This is a genomic window from Kluyvera sichuanensis, from assembly GCF_014218705.1.
In the GTDB taxonomy this organism is placed as follows: Bacteria; Pseudomonadota; Gammaproteobacteria; order Enterobacterales; family Enterobacteriaceae; genus Kluyvera; species Kluyvera sichuanensis.
This window is the reverse complement of record NZ_JABBJF010000032.1, coordinates 1-14,995: the sequence shown is the minus strand read 5'-3', so window position 1 is coordinate 14,995 and position 14,995 is coordinate 1. Positions and strand designations below refer to the sequence as shown.

The 14,995-nt window shown below is 48.4% G+C and carries 29 protein-coding genes and 1 tRNA gene; 9 read left to right on the top strand and 21 right to left on the bottom strand.

What is annotated here, in order from left to right:
* The first annotated feature begins 6 nt into the window (after window positions 1–6).
* Window positions 7–82: transfer RNA gene (locus HII27_RS22660), tRNA-Thr, on the top strand.
* Between the two features lie 14 nt (window positions 83–96).
* Here the strand turns inward: HII27_RS22660 and HII27_RS22655 are convergent.
* The 21 genes from HII27_RS22655 to HII27_RS22560 all read right to left on the bottom strand — a co-directional run bounded on the left by HII27_RS22655 (window position 97) and on the right by HII27_RS22560 (window position 11,105).
* The gene (locus HII27_RS22655) at window positions 97–1,251 is read right to left on the bottom strand and encodes a site-specific integrase (RefSeq protein WP_317983865.1); all 1,155 of its coding nucleotides are present in this window, start codon (window positions 1,249–1,251) and stop codon (window positions 97–99) included.
* Complete coding sequence (locus tag HII27_RS27445; RefSeq protein WP_317983863.1) at window positions 1,134–1,481, bottom strand: helix-turn-helix domain-containing protein; 348 nt, start codon at window positions 1,479–1,481, stop codon at window positions 1,134–1,136. The genes HII27_RS22655 and HII27_RS27445 overlap by 118 nt, the downstream gene beginning before the upstream one ends.
* A 296-nt stretch (window positions 1,482–1,777) precedes the next feature.
* Window positions 1,778–2,083 (bottom strand): hypothetical protein, encoded by a 306-nt coding sequence (locus tag HII27_RS22645; protein WP_185669659.1) that lies wholly within the window; start codon window positions 2,081–2,083, stop codon window positions 1,778–1,780.
* Window positions 2,084–2,092: 9 nt separating this feature from the next.
* On the bottom strand, window positions 2,093–2,335 hold the full coding sequence (locus HII27_RS22640) for a DUF4222 domain-containing protein (protein ID WP_185669658.1): 243 nt from the start codon (window positions 2,333–2,335) through the stop codon (window positions 2,093–2,095).
* On the bottom strand, window positions 2,313–2,654 hold the full coding sequence (locus HII27_RS22635) for a phage protein NinX family protein (protein ID WP_185669657.1): 342 nt from the start codon (window positions 2,652–2,654) through the stop codon (window positions 2,313–2,315). The genes HII27_RS22640 and HII27_RS22635 overlap by 23 nt, the downstream gene beginning before the upstream one ends.
* A gap of 206 nt (window positions 2,655–2,860) precedes the next feature.
* Window positions 2,861–3,070, bottom strand: a complete 210-nt coding sequence (locus HII27_RS22630) for a TraR/DksA family transcriptional regulator (protein ID WP_185669656.1) — start codon at window positions 3,068–3,070, stop codon at window positions 2,861–2,863.
* A gap of 2 nt (window positions 3,071–3,072) precedes the next feature.
* Window positions 3,073–3,390, bottom strand: coding sequence for a hypothetical protein (locus tag HII27_RS22625; protein WP_185669655.1), 318 nt, complete (start codon window positions 3,388–3,390; stop codon window positions 3,073–3,075).
* 99 nt (window positions 3,391–3,489) lie between these two features.
* Window positions 3,490–4,185: a DNA cytosine methyltransferase gene (locus tag HII27_RS22620; protein ID WP_191092180.1), complete on the bottom strand. Its 696-nt coding sequence runs from the start codon at window positions 4,183–4,185 to the stop codon at window positions 3,490–3,492.
* Between the two features lie 51 nt (window positions 4,186–4,236).
* A complete protein-coding gene (locus HII27_RS27270; RefSeq protein WP_223883279.1) occupies window positions 4,237–4,455 on the bottom strand; it encodes a hypothetical protein in 219 nt (72 codons plus the stop codon).
* Window positions 4,452–4,745, bottom strand: a complete 294-nt coding sequence (locus HII27_RS22615) for a hypothetical protein (RefSeq protein ID WP_185669653.1) — start codon at window positions 4,743–4,745, stop codon at window positions 4,452–4,454. Before HII27_RS22615 ends, HII27_RS27270 begins: the two co-directional genes overlap by 4 nt.
* 18 nt (window positions 4,746–4,763) lie before the next feature.
* Window positions 4,764–5,312, bottom strand: coding sequence for a 3'-5' exonuclease (locus HII27_RS22610; RefSeq protein WP_185669652.1), 549 nt, complete (start codon window positions 5,310–5,312; stop codon window positions 4,764–4,766).
* A gap of 42 nt (window positions 5,313–5,354) precedes the next feature.
* Complete coding sequence (locus HII27_RS22605; RefSeq protein WP_185669651.1) at window positions 5,355–5,939, bottom strand: DUF669 domain-containing protein; 585 nt, start codon at window positions 5,937–5,939, stop codon at window positions 5,355–5,357.
* Window positions 5,936–6,616, bottom strand: a complete 681-nt coding sequence (locus HII27_RS22600) for an AAA family ATPase (protein ID WP_185669650.1) — start codon at window positions 6,614–6,616, stop codon at window positions 5,936–5,938. Before HII27_RS22600 ends, HII27_RS22605 begins: the two co-directional genes overlap by 4 nt.
* Entirely contained in the window at window positions 6,616–6,774 is a 159-nt protein-coding gene (locus tag HII27_RS22595; protein ID WP_185669649.1) for a hypothetical protein, read from the bottom strand. The genes HII27_RS22600 and HII27_RS22595 overlap by 1 nt, the downstream gene beginning before the upstream one ends.
* A gap of 252 nt (window positions 6,775–7,026) precedes the next feature.
* Window positions 7,027–7,368, bottom strand: a complete 342-nt coding sequence (locus HII27_RS22590; RefSeq protein ID WP_185669648.1) for a hypothetical protein — start codon at window positions 7,366–7,368, stop codon at window positions 7,027–7,029.
* A gap of 138 nt (window positions 7,369–7,506) precedes the next feature.
* Window positions 7,507–8,016 (bottom strand): hypothetical protein, encoded by a 510-nt coding sequence (locus HII27_RS22585; RefSeq protein ID WP_185669647.1) that lies wholly within the window; start codon window positions 8,014–8,016, stop codon window positions 7,507–7,509.
* Window positions 8,017–8,145: 129 nt separating this feature from the next.
* A complete protein-coding gene (locus HII27_RS22580) occupies window positions 8,146–8,784 on the bottom strand; it encodes an AP2 domain-containing protein (protein ID WP_185669646.1) in 639 nt (212 codons plus the stop codon).
* A gap of 55 nt (window positions 8,785–8,839) precedes the next feature.
* The gene (locus HII27_RS22575; protein ID WP_185669645.1) at window positions 8,840–9,265 is read right to left on the bottom strand and encodes a hypothetical protein; all 426 of its coding nucleotides are present in this window, start codon (window positions 9,263–9,265) and stop codon (window positions 8,840–8,842) included.
* Window positions 9,266–9,308: 43 nt separating this feature from the next.
* Window positions 9,309–9,572, bottom strand: a complete 264-nt coding sequence (locus tag HII27_RS22570; protein ID WP_059385080.1) for a hypothetical protein — start codon at window positions 9,570–9,572, stop codon at window positions 9,309–9,311.
* Window positions 9,573–9,649: 77 nt separating this feature from the next.
* On the bottom strand, window positions 9,650–10,147 hold the full coding sequence (locus HII27_RS22565; protein WP_223883281.1) for an HNH endonuclease signature motif containing protein: 498 nt from the start codon (window positions 10,145–10,147) through the stop codon (window positions 9,650–9,652).
* 250 nt (window positions 10,148–10,397) lie between these two features.
* Complete coding sequence (locus HII27_RS22560; protein ID WP_077943452.1) at window positions 10,398–11,105, bottom strand: LexA family transcriptional regulator; 708 nt, start codon at window positions 11,103–11,105, stop codon at window positions 10,398–10,400.
* Window positions 11,106–11,184: 79 nt separating this feature from the next.
* Between HII27_RS22560 and HII27_RS22555 the strand changes: the two genes are divergently transcribed.
* From HII27_RS22555 to HII27_RS22520, 8 genes are all read left to right on the top strand, one after another.
* Window positions 11,185–11,415, top strand: a complete 231-nt coding sequence (locus HII27_RS22555; protein ID WP_052928615.1) for a helix-turn-helix domain-containing protein — start codon at window positions 11,185–11,187, stop codon at window positions 11,413–11,415.
* A 138-nt stretch (window positions 11,416–11,553) separates the two neighbouring features.
* The gene (locus HII27_RS22550) at window positions 11,554–11,868 is read left to right on the top strand and encodes a CII family transcriptional regulator (RefSeq protein WP_185669643.1); all 315 of its coding nucleotides are present in this window, start codon (window positions 11,554–11,556) and stop codon (window positions 11,866–11,868) included.
* Between the two features lie 32 nt (window positions 11,869–11,900).
* Window positions 11,901–12,851, top strand: a complete 951-nt coding sequence (locus HII27_RS22545) for a replication protein (RefSeq protein ID WP_185669642.1) — start codon at window positions 11,901–11,903, stop codon at window positions 12,849–12,851.
* Window positions 12,836–13,735 (top strand): ATP-binding protein, encoded by a 900-nt coding sequence (locus HII27_RS22540; RefSeq protein WP_396401891.1) that lies wholly within the window; start codon window positions 12,836–12,838, stop codon window positions 13,733–13,735. Before HII27_RS22545 ends, HII27_RS22540 begins: the two co-directional genes overlap by 16 nt.
* Window positions 13,732–14,028 (top strand): hypothetical protein, encoded by a 297-nt coding sequence (locus HII27_RS22535; RefSeq protein ID WP_185669641.1) that lies wholly within the window; start codon window positions 13,732–13,734, stop codon window positions 14,026–14,028. The genes HII27_RS22540 and HII27_RS22535 overlap by 4 nt, the downstream gene beginning before the upstream one ends.
* A complete protein-coding gene (locus tag HII27_RS22530; RefSeq protein ID WP_185669640.1) occupies window positions 14,025–14,324 on the top strand; it encodes a hypothetical protein in 300 nt (99 codons plus the stop codon). The genes HII27_RS22535 and HII27_RS22530 overlap by 4 nt, the downstream gene beginning before the upstream one ends.
* Window positions 14,321–14,704 carry a hypothetical protein gene (locus HII27_RS22525; protein WP_185669639.1) on the top strand — a complete coding sequence of 128 codons (384 nt, stop codon included), beginning with the start codon at window positions 14,321–14,323 and terminating at the stop codon, window positions 14,702–14,704. Before HII27_RS22530 ends, HII27_RS22525 begins: the two co-directional genes overlap by 4 nt.
* Window positions 14,701–14,934: a hypothetical protein gene (locus HII27_RS22520; protein ID WP_185669638.1), complete on the top strand. Its 234-nt coding sequence runs from the start codon at window positions 14,701–14,703 to the stop codon at window positions 14,932–14,934. The genes HII27_RS22525 and HII27_RS22520 overlap by 4 nt, the downstream gene beginning before the upstream one ends.
* Window positions 14,935–14,995 lie beyond the last annotated feature (61 nt).

Genomic DNA, 14,995 nt, shown 5'->3' with positions numbered 1-14,995 from the left:
TGCAGGGCCGATATAGCTCAGTTGGTAGAGCAGCGCATTCGTAATGCGAAGGTCGTAGGTTCGACTCCTATTATCGGCACCAGTTAAATCAGATAGTTACCTCGCTTTTAAGTAAATCACCTTTTCCTCTTGTGCCGTATTTGTGACATTGCGACCTATAATCGCGTCTATTTTGCTCGCGTGCTCGGTCAGGTGTCCGGCAGAAAGGTGTGCGTATCTTTGAACCATTTCCAGCGTTTCCCATCCACCCATTTCCTTCAATGCGAGAAGTGAAACACCGGACTGTACTAGCCAACTCGCCCAGGTGTGTCGGAGGTCATGGAATCGGAAGTTGCTAATGCCTGCTCGCTTTAGCGCTCCCTTCCATGCCCTGTTGCTGTCCGTCCGCATTTTTCTTACCGCTGCTGTTTTCGTTCCATCGCTCCTGTACCCGGGAGTGGTGTGAACGAACACCCACCTTTTATGCAATCCCTGCTGCTTCCTTAATATTCCACATGCAGTTTCATTCAGCGGTACGCCGATAGCATTGCCTGCTTTCGTTTCGTCCGGATGCATCCATGCCATGCGCTTATCCAGATCTACCTGTGACCACTCAAGGTCGGTAACGTTAGACCGACGAAGTCCTGTAGTAATGGCGAACATAACGACAGGGAAGAAGTGCGGCGCTATCTCGGCAAACAGACGTTTTGATTCTTCTTCGCTGAGCCAGCGGATACGACCGTTTTTGATGCGCGGCGTGGATATCTTCGGCGCCCTGTCTAGCCACTTCCATTCAACAGCAAGGTTGAGAATGGCGCGCAATATTGCCAGGTGCCTTGTTCTCGTTCCTTTAGTTGCAAGCTTCGGCGTATACTCCGGGACTGGTTTGGAAAGTCTTAAACTCCTGTCCCGGCTCATCTCCCAGTTCAGGCGATGGCGGCGGTTTTCCATTCCGTCTACCGCCTCCATTATTTTCTCACTGGTAATATCAGAGAGAATTGAATCGCCAAAAAACTGCATCCAGAACGTGATGATGCTTTTGTCATCATCAATGCTCTTTTTATCCTCCTTCTCCCTCAGCCATCGTATGCAGGCCTCTTTGAATAGTTTCTTAGGCGATTCTCCGAGTTGCTTAACGCGCCACGCTTCAGACTTCAGACGATCGTGAAGCTCTTGCGCTTCCCTCTTGTCCGATGTTTCAAGAGAGCGTCTAACTCTTGATCCATCTGGCGCAACGAAGTCACAGTGCCACGTTTCACCGCGTAGTTTGATTGACATGCCTTCTCCTCATGCACATCAACCGCATTCACAGAGCTATTGTGTCGCACAGACTTAAGCGCTGCAATGCAGTCAGACTTGCAAATTCTGTATGGGCTTTTGGGTTTATCAGGATTTATCTTTGATGCCTGAAGTCTCCCGCTGCGGATCCATTGTGTGATGGTGCCTTTATCAACCTTCAGATATGAGGCTGCCTCTTCACGAGTGAAGATTTCTTCTTCCATTGGTTACCTCGCTAGAGAATGGAGTAGGTTACTGAGAACACAGCTACGAAAAGAAGAGTCATAGCTACGTACGGCCTAAGTCCAACCTTCAATTCAGCCAAATAACTCCCCTTCATGCCATTTGAAAACCACAGGCACAATCCAATGCCTGGGAACAAAAGCACCCAAATTATTAACACTTTAATGATGAACATAACTCCTCCAGGCAAAAAAGAAGCCGGCACATTGGCCGGCAAAGATATCGAGGTGGACTTTCGCACCCAATAGCCGACTCAGTGAATCAGCTATCAGTTGCGTCAATCGTCGTCTTCCTGTACCAGCACGGTGTCATCTGGTACCTGCATAGTTAGCACGACGCTATATCCCTTCTCATGCGTACTGAATGCGGATTCCCATTTCGGGATCGGGACGTCTTCATTAATCTGGCAAACGCCGATGGACCAACAACCGATATCGGTGTAAGTAGCGATAACCTGCATCTCACCTTCAGATGATCTGAGGTGATAAATACTAGGATGGCTGAAGCAACCTATCTCCTCTCGAATGGCACCTTCACACTCGAAAAGGTCGTCACTTGCGCCATAAAAACGTAATTCCTTCATGATTTCTCCTCAAGCCACCCGCTTCATAGCGCGTAGCTTCTTAATATGCTCTGTTGTTTCGATGTCTGCCCATATCTGCTTTAACTCCGCGCCATCAACGTACTCAAAATCTGCAGAGAATCGCATCATGCTGGCTATGCAGTTATGACCGTTTCGCTGGTAGTGGACTGTTGTGGAGGTGGTGCGGAGGATTTTGCAGAGGGCATTATGGTGGTCAACGTAATAGGTGTTAGGCAGTATTACCCTGAACATTGGCTGACTCCTGCATCTTGAGGTAAACAATCATCGCGGCGCGGAGTGGGTTTGCGTCATTGAAATCCACATCCGAATCATGGACATCAAATGCCAACCATTCCTGTGGTTCTTCGTACCGCATAGGTGCATGAACGGTAATTTTGTTCTCCACGATAATAGGCCATGCGTCTTCCGGGTCGTTACATGGGTCGAACGAAGCCCATACACCATTTCTAACAATTAGGGTCTCCCCATTGTAATTAGCTCCGCCTTCCAACTTGCAAGCCGCAGCTACTCTCCGACCAATCTCTGCATCACTCATCTTGCTGTAATCCATCACTCACCCCTCAATCTGATTAATGCTTTCTGCTCGTTCTTCATCTTGCAATAGGCGCTCTGGAATCCGAGCAACTCACGAAAGAATCGGAATCGAGTCCAGTAGATATGCCAACCGGTCATCCACATCACATCACCCCCGCTTATCACATTTGGCACACCAACCGCTCCAGCACTTACGACCGCAGTGTTTGCATATAGGCCACATCACATCCTCCTATTCCGTCTCTCTGCATCCGCCTGGCAATCAACACACATCGTGCAGCCCGGGTAAGCAATCCGGCGAGCTTCTGGCAACTCTTCGTCGCAATCACTGCAGCGCATAGCCGATACTGCATCCCGGTTCATCCTGTGCGCAGCTAGTGCAGCATTACGCTGCAGCTCTTCTACTTCTGATGCTGAATCAATGATGTCCATAGCTATTCCTTACCGAGTGCTTTGGCGATGGCGGCGCGACAGTCCAGAAGAATAGACGCCTCGCTTGCATCCAATTTGTGGTTTTCCCATATTGGAAGGGATGCAAGCAGAGCCTCTAGCAACGCTGGAGCTGATGCGATTATCTGCGCATTGGCCTTCTGTATGTGTCTGTTCTCGCCACTGCATGTTTGTGCCACGTCGGAATAATTTGGGGTGTGGTGAGCGGATTCATCTTGGGATATATAAAAAATTGGCTCCCCTGAAAAAGTTGTATTCTCATCAAATCTCCACGGGCCCGGCGTAAAACGTTTCTCTTCCATATCTCACTCCCTGAACTGCTGATTGATAGTTAAAGTAACCAATAAAAAAGGAGCCCGAAGCTCCCTGATGATTTGCGATAGTTTGGTCATGCAGCATCCTCAATCTGCTTTAAGCAGGGAGAATGCTGCCGCTGCCACTCGCGGAACTTGTCCATTGCCAAGGGCTTTAATTCTGTCCACCCGATGGGCCATCCCATGAACCACTCGACCCACTGAGGGTTCAGCTGTCCATCCTGGAGAGGCTCCGACCCATCCGGTAACGGTCGCATCTTTATTGCACTCGGTAAGTCTGGAGTTCTGCGTAATCGCTCGCTCGGACAATCTCCGCGGATTGTTGCCTTCGCCGTAGGCCACAATCCACATCCTGTCTCTTTCATGGGGCGCTCCGCAGTTCGATGCTGAAAGACGGAACCACTCGCAGCCATACCCCATTTCGGCAAGGTCACCAATGACCACGGCGAGACCTTTTCCTCTGAGTCGTGGAGAGTTTTCCACACAGACAAATTCAGGTCGTACTTCACTGACGATTCTCGCCATTTCTGACCACAGTCCGGATCGGCGCCCATTGATGCCGGCACCGTGACCATTGGCACTAATGTCCTGGCACGGAAACCCGCCAGAAACGACATCAACAATTCCACGCCATGGCTTTCCGTCAAAACTGCGCACGTCAGACCAAATCGGGAAAGGCAGGAGAATTCCATCGTTTTGTCGTTGCGCGAGAACTTGTGCGGCGTAGGCATCACGTTCAACTGCGCAAACTGTTCGCCAGCCAAGGAGGTGCCCACCGAGCATTCCTCCGCCAGCGCCAGCGAAAATAGCCAGCTCATTCACATAACCCCCTGTTCATGATTCCACTCCGTACCGGCCCTGCATTCGACCGATGCTGCTAACGAATGCCACCAGGCTGATACCAAGCGGCGAAATTTTCTGATGGTGCTTTCTGATGATTGGCGGAACGACTGCATTCCATTTCGGCTTAGGCCTGCATTTCATCGTCTGCATAATCTCTGCCACGCACTTACGTCCTTGTGCGCGGACGGCGTTGTCTTGCTCTGGTGTCATGCAGCCTCCTTCAGCCGGTAAATGCACCCGCCAAGATGCTGATTCCCCCAATCCTCTCGCGTCAGTGAACTCTCAATGAGTTTCACTGTGGTGATGGGGATAATTGATTCTGAATACTCCAGAGAAGGAGCCCAGCCAGCGTAATAGGGTACGAACTCATTCAGCGTGCAATTCAATACCCCTGAGCCTGAAATGGCACCCGAGGTATCATCCAGCCATCGCCACATCGCAGTGATATGCGTGCGACTATCCCGCCGTAAAGCAGCGAGTAACTGCTCAGGTGACATCATGACAAGCTCCAGAGGTTGTTATTTGGTGAGTTTTTGCCAGATGGCTGAAACGTACTTGGCCTGATGAATGGCATCATCTAGCGCATTGTGGCGAGTGCCTTCAAATGGCATGTCGCGCTTAGGGTCGATACCGATCGCTTTGCCTAGCTCAACCACGGTTCGCACATCCCGGTCATTCCACCACTGCCATGGAACATCCTGACCGGTGAGGGTGTAGCTGTTGCGGAGGATGACGCAATCGAATGACGCGCCATTACCCCACACCTGCACGTATTTCTGATTGGTATTTTCTGCGATGAATTCAGAGAAATTATCCAGCGCATCATTTAGTGCGAACGTTTCATGCAGAAGTGACTTGCGAGCATCTTCCCCTTGCTGCATCCACCAAAGGATTGTTGATGCGTCAGGTCGGGCGCGGTACCGCATGGATGATTCAAGCGATACGTTGACCGAAAAACCCTCGCCAATCTCTCCAGTTTTTGGGTTGAAGAAAACAGCGCCGATTGAAATGACAGGCGCGTAAGGCCCGTTGCCCATTGTTTCAAGGTCAACCATTAGGTTGTTCATGTGATTCCTTAAATTGCGTGGATAGCGTGACGAGGGAGGTGGTTAGAAGTCGTTGCCTTCATATTCGTAATGAGTCTGGCCAGATTGCGGAGAGCCGTTTTTATTACGGTTATCGCGGTCTTTCAGTGACGCTGCTGTCTTATCGACAGCCTCAGGTTTCGCGCCTTCCTTGCGTTCCTGCAAAGTCTGGCGAGTATCGGCAATGAATGGGATGCGGATCTCCATGCCGTAGGTGTCGTCACCATTTCGCTTGCTGCGGAGTACTTTCTGAAGTACCAGGCCGATGCGTTTACCTGCGAACTCAGGTGCAACGTATTTCCCGGCTGTCGCCATGTATTGCGTTAATGAGTTAATGCCCGCGCAGCCCATCATCGCGTTAATCATGTTTACGCCGTAGGTGTTAGGTGTGCCGTCTTTCTTCACTGAGTAGACGCTGAGGTACTGAACCTTGCGTCCATCATCGCTATCGCCTGAAAACTCAATCCATTGCGCTTTACTGCCATCAGCCCCCTGCTTCAGTTCGGCCTCGGTGATGGTGAAAATGTACGCGCCATTCTCGTTGATAAAGCCGCCCATTCCGGCGGCCAGTGCTGATTCTTCGTTATAGGTGAAAATTACGTTGCTCATGCGGCAGAACCCTTAAGTTGGTGAACATTGGTGAATCCGTAGTATTCGCAAACAGTCGCGTCTACGTAGGAGAGGTCGTTATCAATTTCGTTGGTTTCGAACATGCCCATCGGTGATTTAACGGTGTCGGATCCGTTGTTTTTGGTAGAGAAGAAGAATTTGTCGTCTCGGGTCATGGTGCGAAGTACGATGGTGAACATGCCTTCAACGGTGATTTTCTCATCCAGCATCTTTCCGATCGTCTTCATCTTTGTGCGGCCCATCGCCGTTTCTTCGGTGTGGGCAAGGAAGTACACTCGGAGGTCATCAGGCGCGTCCTGAGCAGCTTTAATCACCTCCCAGGCATGGCGGCCTATCTCCGTGAACTTGTCGAAAGACTTCTCTTCAGAACGGCGCATAAATTCGTTGCTCATCACATACTGGAAGTCATCAACGATTATGATTTTCTTTCCGTATGCTGGTGCCTTCTTAATGATTGTCAGGATGTGATTCCAGTCGTCAGATACGACGACGCTTCCTGTTTTGCTTGTTGCGTCCCATGACTTCCAGCCACTAGAGCGGAACGGTAGCGGTTTTCCTACTGCCTTAATCAGGATCGCGTCGTCTGGCGACATGTTTCGGAGACTTGCTGATTTACCGGTACCAGACTCACCGAGAATTAACGTTGCTGTTCCCATTATGAAAAATCCCCCGCGAATTCATCCCAACTAACAACCGGATTCTGTTGCTCAGTAGCCAGATTCACCGGCTCATCGCCTTCTACTTCCACGCCGCCGATCACATCAGCCATCAGCCGCAAGAAAGCATCGTCATCCCATCGTTCCATTGCACTCATGCTGCACGCTCCTGATACTGGATGCAGGTACGTTCAATAGACGCACTACGCAACGCATAGGCTGCCTCACGCCTCCATCCGAGCAATCGCGACTCCCGAGCCTGAACAATCCAGTTACGGTGATTAGCCAGAAGCATTGCTCGTGTTCGTGGGAGTCTCGGGATTTCTACTTTATGTTTCATGAGTTCTCCTGAATTTAGGTAATAAGCTGCCCGGCATCTGAATGACTGCCAGAGAGGAAAGGGGGATTGGTTATTTAGATAGAGTCGCGATTTCTTCGTCGGTAAATCCGCTTTCTCGCAACTTAATTAAGAGTTGTTCTTTCTGCTGTCTACGTACCATCAGCTCAGTATCAGCAAGTGAACTTGGTTGTATTTCTCCAGGAACCAGCCAGCGGCTATTTCTTCCACCAATCCTTACGGCGACAGATTCCTCAATCGGGCAATCACTCCCTTGCACGTAACGTTTCTTGCCAAGACGAGTTGCGGTCTCAGGTGATTCGCATACATACAAAACAATGGGGTATCCACGACCCTCAGTATTGTCAGTGTTGCCGACAACGAGCCATACCGGTTTTGTATCAGTGATTTCCATTGCAGCCTCCACGCTTATATCTCGGCGTACCCATAGCAACACGCATCTTTGCCATGGCTCTCTGCCATAACAGGCCGTCACCAGTAACCTGAGCTATTGCAAGCTCACCCTGAGCTACCTGAAGTAAGTAATGGTTAATCATGATGCCTCCCGGGCTTTGGCATTTGCTGCATTGATGGCGTCAATATTCATCAGGCAATAGATTGCGCATTCGGCGTCGTAATCACTCAGGCCACCAGTGACCAACTTGGCCAGGGCTGCGACAGTTAATCCCACCTTGAAGCAAATAGACCCATGTCCAGGGCCATATCCATAGCGATGGTCTTCGCGCTGGTCGCTCCAATGGGCATAATTTTTTGTGCCAAAATAACGCTCACTCAGGCGGGGGAATCCTGATGCAATGTCATTAATTGCATCCTCAACACACCTGCGCCGCTCCGTGCTTTGCTTAGGGTCGCCAAAGCTAATGATTGTCATGCCATGCTGAACCATCTCGACAGATAGGCCTTTATTGGCTTGGTTGATTCCTTCAGATACGGCAATCAACTCCTTGCCGATGCGTGAAGTGTCATCAGTAAACTTCGCTTTCAACTGAGCCAGTTCGGCTTCAATTGCCATTTTCTTTCTGGTCAACTCGATAATGCTCATAATAATCTCCGCGCTTAAGCCGCGCCGCTGAACGTAAAGACTTCTGCATCCGACGCTATGTCGGCAGTGAAGCGGTGGATGGCCGCTGTGTGTCATAAAAAAACCGACATCGTGTGTCGGCTTTGTATTTCATTTAATCGAACGAATTTTCGTGAGTAGGCTTTCGTAAAGCTGGGGGTGTATCTCGTCGCAGACTGGCTTGAAACGCTCGGCCAACTTTAGCTTTGCATTAAGCCAAGCTGAATATGCCTCATCTTCCGTTTTATGCGCTCCTAGGTGATGTTTTTTCCCTTTGCCGAGGCTGATGCTTGCTCGGAATAAACCAACTCGAGCATCAAAGGTAGTGCCTATAGCAGTTCCACCTCTTTTAGCTTCACGGCTAATGACAAAGTTATTCAGCTCTTCAGGTACATATAGGCAATACTCCGGCGAGTAGACTTTGTTTCCTAGGAATAGAATGTCTTTATCAACAACCCATCCCTCACGAAAATTCGCTTTCCACCAAGTATGGAAATTAGAGAAATAAATCCACTCATCTCCTAAAGAGCAGTCTGCATAAGTTGGGTATTTTTGTTTTGTTGGCGCATAAAGGCATCTCTGAAGGATATTTTTCCATGTTTGAAAAGCCCTATGAGTAACGAGAACTCCATTAACCCTTGAGGTAACAGGAAAGTTGCAATCGTTGACACCAACCCCATACGCCAGCACAAATTGTTTCTGACGTCTGCTTTTTCCTTCCAGCATTATATCAATGTCGCGTGAGAGCATTGTGTCCCCCTAAATGCGGTGAGGTATGAGGTAATAAAAAACCCGCCGGAGCGGGTTACTTGATGAGTGATGCTGCGTATTCGAGTAGGTAAAGCTTCGGAGCTAGCCAGATTTTCAGCCAGTCCATGTTATTGACGACAACCATAATGCTTACAATGAATCCCCCAGCACAGAATACGAGAACTATAAATGCCGGGAAGCTCATGCTCTTCACGAATTCGAATGATTGATCTACGGTCCACGACCCATCTTTTATTTTCGCCTTTCCAAACGTTGATAAAATCGATTTGGCAATCAATGGACTCGCGCAGATTAGAGCAATTCCAATTAGCGTTGCTATCATGCTTTGCACAAAATTCCAAACCAGCAACTGGTGAACAATGTCCGGTATCTGCGCCTGACTGAATGATACTGCGGCATCAATCCCACCAACCGCTTTCTGCAAAAGCTCAACAAGAATCTTGTTAGCCTGCTCTTCCATCGCCTTACCCTCTGTTTGTATCGTGAGCTAATAAAAAGGCCGCCTAAGCGACCAGTCCATCAATTACCTTTTCAACAACTCCAACCGCATCAATCAACTTCACAAGCCTCTCGTGCATCTCGTTTCTTTTCGATTTGAGTGCTTCAATTAGAAACTCCTGATCGGCGGCGCCTCTCCATTGGGTATTGTTAGCTGCAACAACAATCAAGTTAAATCCATGCAGCCCATGCGCTCCCAATAAGTTGTCTATGTCTCTTATGTTTGATTCCAAGTTTTCAATTTCTTGGAGTAATTTTTTAATATCCATTACCTCACCTCATAAGTTAATTAACGCGCCGTAACCGATTTGCTGCTGCGATGGCTGGCGGCGTTGAAATGCCTGCTTTAAAGTTCAGAAACTAGTTTGCTTTTCAGTTTGTTACGAGCAATTACCGCATCCTCAATATCATTGAACTTCCCCGCATAATGTGTCTTTTTATTAAAACAGACTTGAGCCAGCCACTTATTTGAAGATGCCGACCATGTGATTCCTACATATCCAGACTTGTTGTTTATTGGTTTTCTCTTATTCCTTCCTTGCTCAAACATTGTCGCAAGGCGAAGATTATTTATTCTGTTATCATCCCTAATGAGATTTATATGGTCGATCGTTTCTGTAGGCATGTATCCATATTTAATATACCAAGCCAGTCTGTGAGCTTTATAAAGCTTCCCTTTAAAGCATATGATCCTGTATCCATCCTTATCTATTGCCCCGGCGACCTTGCCACTTAATCTACCTTTCATTGCTTGAAGCCAAATAAAAGCGCCGGTTTCTTCATCGTAAGAAAGGAATTTATCTAAATCACAAAGAGGATTGCATTTCGATGTGCTATTTCTCATCACGATAATTTCTCCAATGAAAACTCATTGTGATGAGCACTTTATTGAGCAGCATTGCCGTTCATCCTGAACCCGCCGCGCTCCCGACGCATGGTTTACTGTCGCGCCGTTCGACTGACCGAAACGCTGTGTTGTTTCGATGGACTTATAATGTACTGAAAGTTCATTCATGTAAAGTACCAATAGTACATATTTTAGGTAAAAAAAGTCCATTTTGTCATAACATAATGAACTTTAAGGTAATTTATTTTTATCCGAACCGACGATAATCTATCGACTGACGAAGCAAGACCTTGGCTACCACGTGAAGCTGGTCTTCGTCAGCTTCTTCAATATGCCAGCGCTCGTATATCGGATTGTCAGATATGACAACTAGCTTGTCTTTCTGCATCTGCAGGCGTTTTACATGAAGGGTTCTGCCATAGACGAAAACATAAATTCCGTCAGCATCAAAATGGTTAACGGACACATCAACGAAGATCTCGTCACCAGGATTGATAGTCCCCTCCATGCTGTCGCCACTAACAGTGATGACTTTTATATGGTCTTGAGGCCTGCCATTAAATAAAGTTCTGGCGTGCTCAGTTGTGTACTCAATAGCCCTGACCTTCTCAATGAATTCATTGGAAATCATAGTCCCCGGCCCAGCACTCGCTTGAACATCTAATACGTCCACTCGATAAGAGTCGGACACCTTAGAGGCGTGGTTAGGTGTGATACCGTCCTCTGTAGCGTACCCATGAAGGTAAGCAGCTGTAGTCCCCAGCACCGATGCTAGCAACTCCATCTTCTCCTTTCTTGGAACCGATTCGCCATTAAACCACTTACTTACGGCCTTCGGTGTAAGTTTCATTCTAGCAGCTAGATCAGCCTGCCTGCCATGTTGTGGAAGTCCCGCCTTATCACAGGCCAGCGCAAGCCTTAGCGAGAATTTTTCACGCTCATTTTGTTGAACCATCAGTTCAACTATATCTGTACTTGACTGTACTATCAGTTCCGTCATAATATGAACTACAAGTTCACCACTGGAGATGCAAATGAACGAAGTTACGTTTGGACACGTCATTAAATCCGTTCGTGTATCTGTTGTGGCTGAGGTTTGCGGACTTACGCCCAAGGCCATTTACAAATGGATTGAGCGTGGTTCTCTGCCGCGTACCGAGTTTACAGGAGAAACCGAGTACGCGGACAAGATCGCCAAAGCATCAGGCGGCAAGTATTCAGCAGCACAGATTCGCCGTATCGGTAAGCAGCAATTAGTCATGTAATAAAAATGTACTTTTAGTACCGAACGGCCCGGTATATGGTCGGGTGCCCGGCGTGGTCATGGATGACTGTCAATGGTGCACGATATAAAGAACAAACGATTTATCAATTAACTATTTAACACACTAGGAATTTACCAAATGGATGACTTAACAACACGCAACAAAACCAGCGCTCGAAACATTGAGAGTTGGATCTTAAACCGTATCGCCATCCTCGGAACTACCCAGGTAGCTGAGCATCTCGGCGTAAACAAATCATCGGTAACACAGTGGAAGAAGCACTACATCCCGCGCATGGCTGCACTACTCGAATTCATCGGTTACTCGATTACTGACGACGACATTTCACGTGTGGTTGTGGGACTGGCTGACTTGCTGGAAGAGAGGATGTGCGGAAAGAAAAAACGCCCCGTTGGAGCGGAGCGTTCTGATCAGATAACCATGAAATTCTAGCCGAATAACTGGATCAATTCACAGGAGTAATTATGGCAAATATCGCCAGAGTAATCAATTTCCCTGTGCCTGACGTGGCACTTAAGGAGCCGCGCGTGGCAGATCTTGAAGATGGCTATACGCGCATTGCCAACGAACTTCTTGAAGCTGTCATGCTGGCTGGCTTGTCTCAGCATCAGCTACTGGTTTTCATGGCTGTAATGCGCAAAACCTATGGCTTTAACAAGAAATCCGATTGGGTTAGCAACGAACAGCTTTCTGCGCTAACCGGGATTCTTTCTCATAAATGTTCGGCAGCAAAAAGCACATTGGTGAGGCGTGGAATTCTTACCCAATCAGGTCGAACCATAGGCATTAACAAAGCGGTTAGTGAATGGTCTTGTTTACCCGAATCAGGTAAGAAAATAAAACCTTACCTGAAAGAGGTAAATTTACCCGAATCAGGTAAGAAAATAAAACCTTACCTGAAAGAGGTAAATTTACCCGAACCAGGTAAGAAAATAAAACCTTACCTGAAAGAGGTAAATTTACCCGAATCAGGTAAGAAAAGTTTACCCGAATCAGGTAACGACACTTACCCGAATCAGGTAAACACAAAAGACAAACATACAAAAGACAAGAAAGACAATAGTAATAAAACAAATAAGACGCCTAAGCCCGTTAGTTTCGATCCCAACAATTCTCCATTGCCAGAATGGTTATCTTCCTCGCTATGGGCTTCGTGGGTTTCGTACCGGCATGACCTGAAAAAGCCAATCAAATCCCAGCAGACGGTTACACAGTCGATAAACCTTCTCGAACGCTACAGGAACAACGGATACCAGCCTGAAGAAATCATTAACCAGAGCATTGCAAATGGCTGGCAAGGGCTGTTTGAGCCAAAAAATGGCAAGCAGCAACCAAAACCTCAAAGTCGGATGCCTGAGAACTTCGCTGGCAAGGACTATGGGAAAACCGAAATTCCTGCATGGGCGAGGGACTAACGATGAATATCAACATGCACAGACAGATTCTTGACGGCCAACTGAAAGACATTGAGTCGTTGCGTCGAGAGATTGAATCCATCAGCCATGCCAAGCCTGAATCGCAGGATGGAGTTTCCTTCGAAGAGGTCCATGCGAATTGCTGTAAGCACGGTGACTACACAGCATTTGTCAGAAAGGTGGTGATCGCCGGAAGGGAAATCATTTCATCGAAATCTAAATGCCCGGAATGCCTGAGAGACAAGCTTGCTGATCGTGAAATTGAACATCAGGAATCTCTGCGACTCGCTAAACAGGCAAATATTGATTCCCTGCTTAGCTCCCTGAACATCCCTGAGCGGTTTGCCTCCTGCACCCTGGATAACTACCAACCAGTCACGAAAGATGCAGATCGCGCCATGCGGGTATGTCAGGCGTACGCAGCAAAATGGCCCGAGCGGCTAAAGCAGGGAGGCGGATTGGTGATGTGTGGGAAGCCGGGAACAGGGAAAAATCATCTCGCATTGGCGATAGCTCGACATGTCATCGAGCATCACCAGAGCTCAGTGATTTTCACTACCGCGCTGAAAATTGCTCGCGACTTCAAGTCTACCTGGTCGAAAAACTCCACCAGAAGCGAGGATGAGGTTATATCGCACTTCACCCATGCAGACCTGCTGATTATCGATGAGGTTGGCGTTCAGTTCGGAAGCGAGGCTGAGAAGCTAATCATGTTCGAAATCATCAATACCCGGTACGAGAAAATGAAGCCCACCATCCTGATCAGCAACCAGACCAAGGATGAGCTATCGGCATTCATCGGAGAACGCGTCATTGACCGCATGAACGACGGCGGCGGATGCACCTTGTCATTCACCTGGGATAGCTACAGGAGCCAATCATGACAGCACGCGAAGCAATCGAGTCTTTCCTGGATGAGCATGGATATTTCACAGCGGCAGAAGTCGCCGCTCGGTACGGCATTCCTCTCCAGTTCGTTACCGCTACGTCATTCAAGATGCGCCGCCGTGGAGAAATAACTCTGCTTGAGCGCCGCTGGCGTGTCGGAGTGTACGCATGGGCAGAAGACGACGGCAAGCCGATTAGCCGTGATGGCGTAAACACGATTTTCCAGGAGTGCCTCCAGAGTGAAGCAATGCGCCGGGTACTGTCGGTTTACGGGAGGGTTATCCCATGACCGAGCCGCTCAATACCCGCCAGATTATCGAAGTTGAATACCCGGAATTCCCTGAAACCATCCTCCATGCCGAACTATGCCGCGCATGCGCCAGAGCAGACGGACGAAGCATCAAGCAATCCCTGAAGAAGTTCGCCGCTAATCGCATGCAAATCATCGAGAGCAAGCCACTCAAAGGCGCTCTGCATCAGATGGCAATCAGCAATTTTCCAGAGACAGAAATTACCCGCATTCGCTCCTGCGTAGGTCGCATGGAGTCTGCACTGGTTAAAACATTCGGAGTGAAGAGAGCATGAAAATTAACTTATTCGAGATGGAAGGTCTTCTGCGTGGTCAATGCATTCCTGGTGACCTGCTTGTTAACGAGACCCTGGCTGAATATCTGGTTCGTCAATTTGACAAGCTTGAGCAGCAGCTTGCTGCGGTGGTAGCGGAGAATGCGGGGATGACGAAGTTCATCAAAGATGATTGCTGGATTTGGGATGATAAAAGCGAAGAGTATTTCGACGCCGGTGACTGTATTCCTGAAACCCCGGCAACCGACGCGTACCTGACTGAAGTGCGGGCTCAGGGTGTGGAGATGTTATACGCAAGCAGAGCGGCTCAGTGGACTGATGAATTGTTAGCTGAGCTTGATGAGTTCGCTACTCAGCTTCGTGAAGGAGGTATCGCGTGAATAATCAGATTAAGCCAGCCGGCAGAATTGATGAAGATGGTAATACCAGAGATGTCGACAACGCTTACGAGGAGGGAATCTACGCCGCCGTAATAGGTCTTGAGGTAACTGACAATCCGTATTCAACAGATGATCCACTCAATCGCAAGCTTTGGCTAAAGGCTTTTGCTGGGGTTAAGAGTGGCACAATCAGGAGCGCCGCCCAGTTACGCCAAGGAGCCGAGCAATGAGCATCGAAGAACTGAAAGTGGGCCGCTGTTATCGAGCTAAGAAACCACGTCCAGCGGGTCA

Excerpts from the sequence above, each read along its gene's own strand:
- HII27_RS27445 (WP_317983863.1), bottom strand. The coding sequence starts at position 1,481 with ATGGAAGAAGAAATCTTCACTCGTGAAGAGGCAGCCTCATATCTGAAG.
- HII27_RS22645 (WP_185669659.1), bottom strand. The coding sequence starts at position 2,083 with ATGAAGGAATTACGTTTTTATGGCGCAAGTGACGACCTTTTCGAGTGT.
- HII27_RS22640 (WP_185669658.1), bottom strand. The coding sequence starts at position 2,335 with ATGTTCAGGGTAATACTGCCTAACACCTATTACGTTGACCACCATAAT.
- HII27_RS22635 (WP_185669657.1), bottom strand. The coding sequence starts at position 2,654 with ATGGATTACAGCAAGATGAGTGATGCAGAGATTGGTCGGAGAGTAGCT.
- HII27_RS22630 (WP_185669656.1), bottom strand. The coding sequence starts at position 3,070 with ATGGACATCATTGATTCAGCATCAGAAGTAGAAGAGCTGCAGCGTAAT.
- HII27_RS22625 (WP_185669655.1), bottom strand. The coding sequence starts at position 3,390 with ATGGAAGAGAAACGTTTTACGCCGGGCCCGTGGAGATTTGATGAGAAT.
- HII27_RS22620 (WP_191092180.1), bottom strand. The coding sequence starts at position 4,185 with ATGCTCGGTGGGCACCTCCTTGGCTGGCGAACAGTTTGCGCAGTTGAA.
- HII27_RS27270 (WP_223883279.1), bottom strand. The coding sequence starts at position 4,455 with ATGACACCAGAGCAAGACAACGCCGTCCGCGCACAAGGACGTAAGTGC.
- HII27_RS22615 (WP_185669653.1), bottom strand. The coding sequence starts at position 4,745 with ATGATGTCACCTGAGCAGTTACTCGCTGCTTTACGGCGGGATAGTCGC.
- HII27_RS22610 (WP_185669652.1), bottom strand. The coding sequence starts at position 5,312 with ATGAACAACCTAATGGTTGACCTTGAAACAATGGGCAACGGGCCTTAC.
- HII27_RS22605 (WP_185669651.1), bottom strand. The coding sequence starts at position 5,939 with ATGAGCAACGTAATTTTCACCTATAACGAAGAATCAGCACTGGCCGCC.
- HII27_RS22600 (WP_185669650.1), bottom strand. The coding sequence starts at position 6,616 with ATGGGAACAGCAACGTTAATTCTCGGTGAGTCTGGTACCGGTAAATCA.
- HII27_RS22595 (WP_185669649.1), bottom strand. The coding sequence starts at position 6,774 with ATGAGTGCAATGGAACGATGGGATGACGATGCTTTCTTGCGGCTGATG.
- HII27_RS22590 (WP_185669648.1), bottom strand. The coding sequence starts at position 7,368 with ATGGAAATCACTGATACAAAACCGGTATGGCTCGTTGTCGGCAACACT.
- HII27_RS22585 (WP_185669647.1), bottom strand. The coding sequence starts at position 8,016 with ATGAGCATTATCGAGTTGACCAGAAAGAAAATGGCAATTGAAGCCGAA.
- HII27_RS22580 (WP_185669646.1), bottom strand. The coding sequence starts at position 8,784 with ATGCTCTCACGCGACATTGATATAATGCTGGAAGGAAAAAGCAGACGT.
- HII27_RS22575 (WP_185669645.1), bottom strand. The coding sequence starts at position 9,265 with ATGGAAGAGCAGGCTAACAAGATTCTTGTTGAGCTTTTGCAGAAAGCG.
- HII27_RS22570 (WP_059385080.1), bottom strand. The coding sequence starts at position 9,572 with ATGGATATTAAAAAATTACTCCAAGAAATTGAAAACTTGGAATCAAAC.
- HII27_RS22565 (WP_223883281.1), bottom strand. The coding sequence starts at position 10,147 with ATGAGAAATAGCACATCGAAATGCAATCCTCTTTGTGATTTAGATAAA.
- HII27_RS22560 (WP_077943452.1), bottom strand. The coding sequence starts at position 11,105 with ATGGTTCAACAAAATGAGCGTGAAAAATTCTCGCTAAGGCTTGCGCTG.
- HII27_RS22555 (WP_052928615.1), top strand. The coding sequence starts at position 11,185 with ATGAACGAAGTTACGTTTGGACACGTCATTAAATCCGTTCGTGTATCT.
- HII27_RS22550 (WP_185669643.1), top strand. The coding sequence starts at position 11,554 with ATGGATGACTTAACAACACGCAACAAAACCAGCGCTCGAAACATTGAG.
- HII27_RS22545 (WP_185669642.1), top strand. The coding sequence starts at position 11,901 with ATGGCAAATATCGCCAGAGTAATCAATTTCCCTGTGCCTGACGTGGCA.
- HII27_RS22540 (WP_396401891.1), top strand. The coding sequence starts at position 12,836 with ATGGGCGAGGGACTAACGATGAATATCAACATGCACAGACAGATTCTT.
- HII27_RS22535 (WP_185669641.1), top strand. The coding sequence starts at position 13,732 with ATGACAGCACGCGAAGCAATCGAGTCTTTCCTGGATGAGCATGGATAT.
- HII27_RS22530 (WP_185669640.1), top strand. The coding sequence starts at position 14,025 with ATGACCGAGCCGCTCAATACCCGCCAGATTATCGAAGTTGAATACCCG.
- HII27_RS22525 (WP_185669639.1), top strand. The coding sequence starts at position 14,321 with ATGAAAATTAACTTATTCGAGATGGAAGGTCTTCTGCGTGGTCAATGC.